Annotated in this window: 6 protein-coding genes; all 6 read left to right on the top strand. The window is 30.2% G+C overall.

Annotated features, from left to right (window positions below; genetic code table 11):
• The first annotated feature begins 318 nt into the window (after positions 1–318).
• The 6 genes from F564_RS0117195 to F564_RS0117170 all read left to right on the top strand — a co-directional run bounded on the left by F564_RS0117195 (position 319) and on the right by F564_RS0117170 (position 5,508).
• Complete coding sequence (locus F564_RS0117195) at positions 319–912, top strand: hypothetical protein (RefSeq protein WP_028123683.1); 594 nt, start codon at positions 319–321, stop codon at positions 910–912.
• Positions 913–1,066: 154 nt separating this feature from the next.
• Positions 1,067–2,284 carry a gluzincin family metallopeptidase gene (locus F564_RS0117190; protein WP_154656916.1) on the top strand — a complete coding sequence of 406 codons (1,218 nt, stop codon included), beginning with the start codon at positions 1,067–1,069 and terminating at the stop codon, positions 2,282–2,284.
• A 186-nt stretch (positions 2,285–2,470) separates the two neighbouring features.
• Positions 2,471–3,055 carry a Crp/Fnr family transcriptional regulator gene (locus F564_RS0117185; RefSeq protein ID WP_028123681.1) on the top strand — a complete coding sequence of 195 codons (585 nt, stop codon included), beginning with the start codon at positions 2,471–2,473 and terminating at the stop codon, positions 3,053–3,055.
• 103 nt (positions 3,056–3,158) lie between these two features.
• Positions 3,159–3,707 carry a carboxymuconolactone decarboxylase family protein gene (locus F564_RS0117180; RefSeq protein WP_028123680.1) on the top strand — a complete coding sequence of 183 codons (549 nt, stop codon included), beginning with the start codon at positions 3,159–3,161 and terminating at the stop codon, positions 3,705–3,707.
• 86 nt (positions 3,708–3,793) lie between these two features.
• Positions 3,794–4,228, top strand: a complete 435-nt coding sequence (locus tag F564_RS0117175) for a DUF417 family protein (protein WP_034981927.1) — start codon at positions 3,794–3,796, stop codon at positions 4,226–4,228.
• 617 nt (positions 4,229–4,845) lie between these two features.
• Entirely contained in the window at positions 4,846–5,508 is a 663-nt protein-coding gene (locus tag F564_RS0117170; RefSeq protein ID WP_028123678.1) for a hypothetical protein, read from the top strand.
• The last annotated feature ends 139 nt before the right edge of the window (positions 5,509–5,647 follow it).

The raw sequence follows: 5,647 nt of genomic DNA, 5'->3' as shown, positions 1-5,647 counted from the left end.
AAAACCACTATTCAAATTAAAATGATTATTGAAGGTAATCTTTCCGAAGAGCAGAAAGAAGAATTGATAAAACAAGCCGACCGTTGTTATATCCACCGTTTGTTAAATAGCGAATGGGATATAATGCCTATAACGCTTTAAATCAAATGCACTGCCACTAACAAGGTATTGCCAAAAGCGGGGCTGAAGGAATTCTAATCAACTTTTCTGTAATATTTGAACTGCGGTATTTCTATTGAAGTTCTGTGCAAAAAAATCCCCGCCTTCGGCAATACCCAAACCGTTAGCAGTAACTTTTGAAAAAAAAACCGTAAAATAATGAAATTCAGTTATTTAATATCTATTTATGTGTTTTCTTCAATGTTATTAATAATTGGAATAGTATTGACATTTAATGATTATAGTTACAGAGGTTATTATACTGATAAAATAATAAATTGGACTTGGTTATTATTGAGTTTTTTAATTGTAATCATTTATTGGAATAAAGAATATATAAAAATTTCACTAATAACATTCATAATATTTATAATGTTGAGTATAATTCCGATGGGCATACCTTTTTTTGGAATGGTATATTATTTTTCATCAATTGATGATTATCAACAAATTCAACTAAATGAAAATTATCGAATTGAAAGAACTAGACAAAACGCATTATCAATGCCAAGAATATATATTTATAAAGAAAATGGGATATTAGAGAAAAATATTTGCAGACCATCATATAGTGAAATATTAGGTAAAGTATTAAATGTTGAGGAATATAAAAACTCTATTGATGAAAGAAAAACAGATATTCAAAATGCTAGATTAGTATTAATTAATAATGATAGCATAGGAATTGAATATCAAATCTTAAATAAGAAAAAAATAATATACGAAAAACTGAATGAAAACGACGGATATTAAAGCTACTGCTAACAGCGGTTACAAGAAATGGCGAGAAATGTGCAAAATTCACATTTATTTTCCGCAAGAAATTTTATCTTAGCAGAAAATATGCAGTTCCGAAGTTCGCCACTTCTTGTAGCCCCAAACCGTTATCTGCAATAATATCCAAACGATGAAATCGAAATTAATTTTAATTATAATTCTACTTTCAAATCTTGTTTATGCCCAAGAAATTAGAAACTATGAAGGAAGAATTGCATTAGATTCTTTAGAAACACTTAATGCTGATTTTCGAATTGAATATTGCAATTCTTCTTCTGAAAAAGAATTTTATTTCTATCTGAATAAAAATGCCAAAATCAATCATCTTAAAATCAACAAAAATTCCATCAATTATAAGACAGAAAACGCAACTGATTTTATGCCTGATTTCAAGAAAATTATTATTAAAAATAGTTTTCCAAAAAAATTCTATTTAGAAATTAATTATTCTTATCCTCTCGATAAAATAGAAAACCCAACATTTCTATATAAACCGAATTGGATTGAGTTGAGTCTTTACACAGGTTGGTTTCCGATAAATTTTAATGATAAAAACTATTCTTACAAATTAGATTTTGAGATGCCAGAAAATTATCAGATTATAAGTTCTGGAAGTATCTCGAGAAACAAGAATAAAACTATAATTCTCAATAATGAAAATTACAAGGATATTCCCGTCATTCTTTCAGATAAGTTTCAGATTTTTAGTGCTAAAAATGAAAAAATAAAATTTTACGGAACTGAACTTTCAGAAAAACAAATAACAGATATTGAAAATACTTCCACCGAAATTTATAATTTTTTTGAAGCAACTTTTGGAAAAAGCGATTCCAAAAATCTGATTGTTACGGTAAATCCCTTTGCTCATCCAATGTCTTATGCAAGAAAAGGTTTTATTTCCTTATCTCTTAAAAATGGATTTGCAAACAGTGATAAAAAAATACTTTCACACGAAATCGGACATCTTTGGTGGAAAAATGCACCTTTTGGAACATACGAAGAATGGCTTAACGAATCTTTTGCAGAATTCTCAGCTTTAAAATTTATGCAACAGAAATTAGAAGAAGAAGAATTTAAAGAGCTTTTAAAAAAGTATGAAACTGCATATCAAAAACCAATAAAAATTTCTGAAATATCACCTAATGATGATAATTGGTATTCTATTGCTTATCTTAAATATCCTTACATTTTGTATAAATTAGAGGAAAAAATTGGTCCTCAAAAAATGAATCTGTTCTTATCCTCTATTTATGAAAACAAAATTTCTCTCACAGAAGATTTAATTAAATTATTGAGAAAATATGCAGATGAAAATATTGTAAAAGAATTGGACAATGAAATTCGCTGAACAATTACTGCAGATAACAAGGGTTTTGCAATAGTGGGGCGAAACTGCAAAGTTCAACGGTTGTTCTTCTGTTCAACTTTTGTGCAAAATTGAAGATTTTCGCTTCGATTGCCCCACCATCGCAAAGCCCCAAAACGTTATGCGTCACCCTATGAGCGACACTACTAATCATCAACATTAGACTAAATGACAAACAAAATAACTTCATATATTGACAAGTTTGTAAAACTGACAGAAGAAGAAAAGAAGCTTTTTAGTTCTTGTTTCAAAGAAGAAAAAATTAAAAAACGACAATTCATAGTTCAACCAAACTTTATAGCCAAGCACAGACACTATGTTTTGCAAGGAGCATTTAGGGCTTATTTTGTGGCTGATGAAGGGCAAGAACACACAATTACTTTTGCCATTGATGACTGGTGGATTACAGATTATAACAGCTATATTTTTCAACAACCTGCGACAATGTTTGTGGTTGCATTAGAAGACAGCATAATTTTACAACTTGACTATGAAAAAGAACAAGAACTAAAATTACAAAATCACAAATTTGAAACTTTTTTTAGGATAATGGCAGAACGAGGACTTGCTGCTCAACAGAGAAGAATAATTTCAAACCTAACCCAAACAGCCGAAGAACGCTACGAAACTTTTTCAAATAAATATCCTCAAATCGTGCAAAGAGTTCCTCAATATGCTTTAGCTTCTTATTTAGGAATGACGACTGAATTTTTATCCAGAATAAGAAATAAAAGGGTTTCAAAGAAAAGTTGAACTACATCAACCAAATTTCCTAAACTACATCATTTTTATCTATTGTAAGTCATCGCACCTTTGTATCGTCAATAAAGACAAACAATATTTAAAAAATAATAAAATGACAACATCAGAAAAAAGAACTTACACGGTTCCAACAAGAGAAGAAGTATCTGCAAACAATCAAGGTATGTTTGACAACCTCCAAAAAGGTTTAGGTTTTGTTCCTAATTTGTATGCCTATTTCGCTAAAAATGAAACAGCATTAGGCGACTATTTAACGCTTCAAAATCGAAAAAGCACATTAAGAGCCAAAGAAAGAGAAGTGATAAACTTGGTAACAAGTCAAATTAATGGTTGTCGTTATTGCCAATCGGCTCACACAGCATTAGGAAAAATGAATGGTTTTTCAGACGAACAAATTTTAGAAATTCGTAAAGGAACAGCAAGTTTCGACAGTAAGTTAGACGCTTTGGCAAAATTCACAGCATCAGCAGTTGAAAATCGTGGACGTGCAACCGAAGAAAGCAAAGAAGCATTTTTTGGAGCAGGTTACAGCGAAGCCAATATGATAGATGTAATAATAGTTGTTGGCGATAAAATTATTAGCAATTATTTACACAACTTGACAGAGTTTGAAATTGACTTTCCTGTTGCAGAAAAATTATAATTGGTTGAAGCGTAAAAATAAAACGTATTTTTCTCTAAGCAATCACCCCAATTTTTTCAATTACAATTCTTTTAAAAATAAATAAAATGAGTAAAATAAATAAGTTAGGCTATAAAATAGCCGTTTCAGGTGTCGTCGTTGTATTACTTTGGATTGGTTTTTTTAAATTCACACCATCGGAAGCTGTAGGCATAAAACCTTACGTTGAAAACCACTTTTTGATGTCGTGGATGTACAAAGTGTTGAGCGTTCAAGTCGTTTCAAATATCATTGGGCTTTTCGAAATCATTGTTGGTATTGGTTTAATATGGAGTTTATTTAAACCTCAAGTTGGAAAAATATTTGGCTGGGCAGCAGTCGTTATTTTTGGCACAACTCTAAGTTTTTTATTGACAACGCCAGGTATTAATAAAATAATTGATGGTGTACCCACTACAGACTTTTTTGTTTTGAAAGATATTATGGCATTGGGTATTTCGTTAATGGTGGTTTATAATGAAACGGGTTTGGTTGAAAAGTAGTCTTTTATCTCCTTAGTATAAACGCTCTGGTTTATATTTTTACATCAAAAAAGGCGTTTTTACCGAGGGGGCAATTGTAATATTACCGAAACAATTATTCTTTTAAAAATAGAAAAATTACTGCAATAAAAACCGTGGACGTGCAAACGAAGAAAGCAGAGAAGCATTTTTTGGAGCAGGTTACAACGAAGCCAATATGATAGATGTAATAATAGTTGTTGGCGATAAAATTATCAGCAACTATTTACACAACTTGACAGAGTTTGAAATTGACTTTCCCATTGCTGAAAAAATCTAACCTAAATAGACAAATTTCATTACTTTTTAAGCGGATTTTGAAGATGTTATTTATCTTTGAAGTCTGCTTTTTGTATTTAATATTACCTAAAAAAGACATCAATATTGGATACTAAAACTATTACAGGAAAAGAAGGGCGAACGCATAACAGCGGTTTGGCAAAAGTGGCGGTTCAGTGCTCCGCAGACACATTTGTGGTTAATCAAAGTTTGGTTCTCCGCATCAACATTTGTGGTAAAAATCGCCACCTTCGCCAAGCCGCAAAACGTTGTGCGTCATTTTAACACAGAATCGGTAAATTAAAAAACCTAACCAACAAATGAAAAAAATATTTATCCTAATTTTACTTTTCACTTCAATTGAGTATTCTAATGCACAAAATATTATAGACTTTTTCTATTCTATTCCAACAGAATATATAGATAATCTTTCATTTATTGAAAGAAAAAATCTTGTCAAAAACGGAAATTTAACAAATGATGATATGTATTATTCTTTAGAAATAGATAAAAAGAATGGTTATTTAAGATTAGAACAATCATATACGGAAGGTCAATCTGGATACCAAATTTTTGAAATTGCATATTGGAATTTGACAAATAAAAAATTAATTGCAATTTCGAGTATTGGAGGAAGTAATGGGGGTTTTTCCCAAAATAACTTCAAACTATTTGAGTACAAAGATGATGTACTAACTGAACTTAAAACAGGATATTTAAAAAGTTATTCTTCAAATTTTGAAGTTTTTATGAATAATCTCGTTGGTGAATTTACAAAGACTAAAGTAAATCAAGCAGTTAAAGATGAATTAATTAATGCTCAATTTACAATCGAATTGCCTAAAAATGGAAAAGATATTAATATTTCATTTAAAGAGAATAATATGTCTTCACCTGATTTTTTCGAAAAAAACTATGCCAAATTTCTAAAAGTAAAAGAGAAAAATTATGTTTGGAATATTAAAAAACAACTATTTGAATAAAAAAACGAACGCACAACAGCAGTTTGGCAAAATGGCGGGTTCAGCGCTAAATTGAACATTCGGATTTCTAATAAGCATTTGTTCTAAATTGAAACTAAGTGCTTCTAAATCTGCCACTTCGCCAAGCTGCAAAACGTTA

Source organism: Epilithonimonas tenax DSM 16811, assembly GCF_000428485.1.
Taxonomy (GTDB): Bacteria; Bacteroidota; Bacteroidia; order Flavobacteriales; family Weeksellaceae; genus Epilithonimonas; species Epilithonimonas tenax.
Note: the sequence above shows the minus strand (reverse complement) of the source record. Positions and strands in the feature narration are given on the sequence as shown.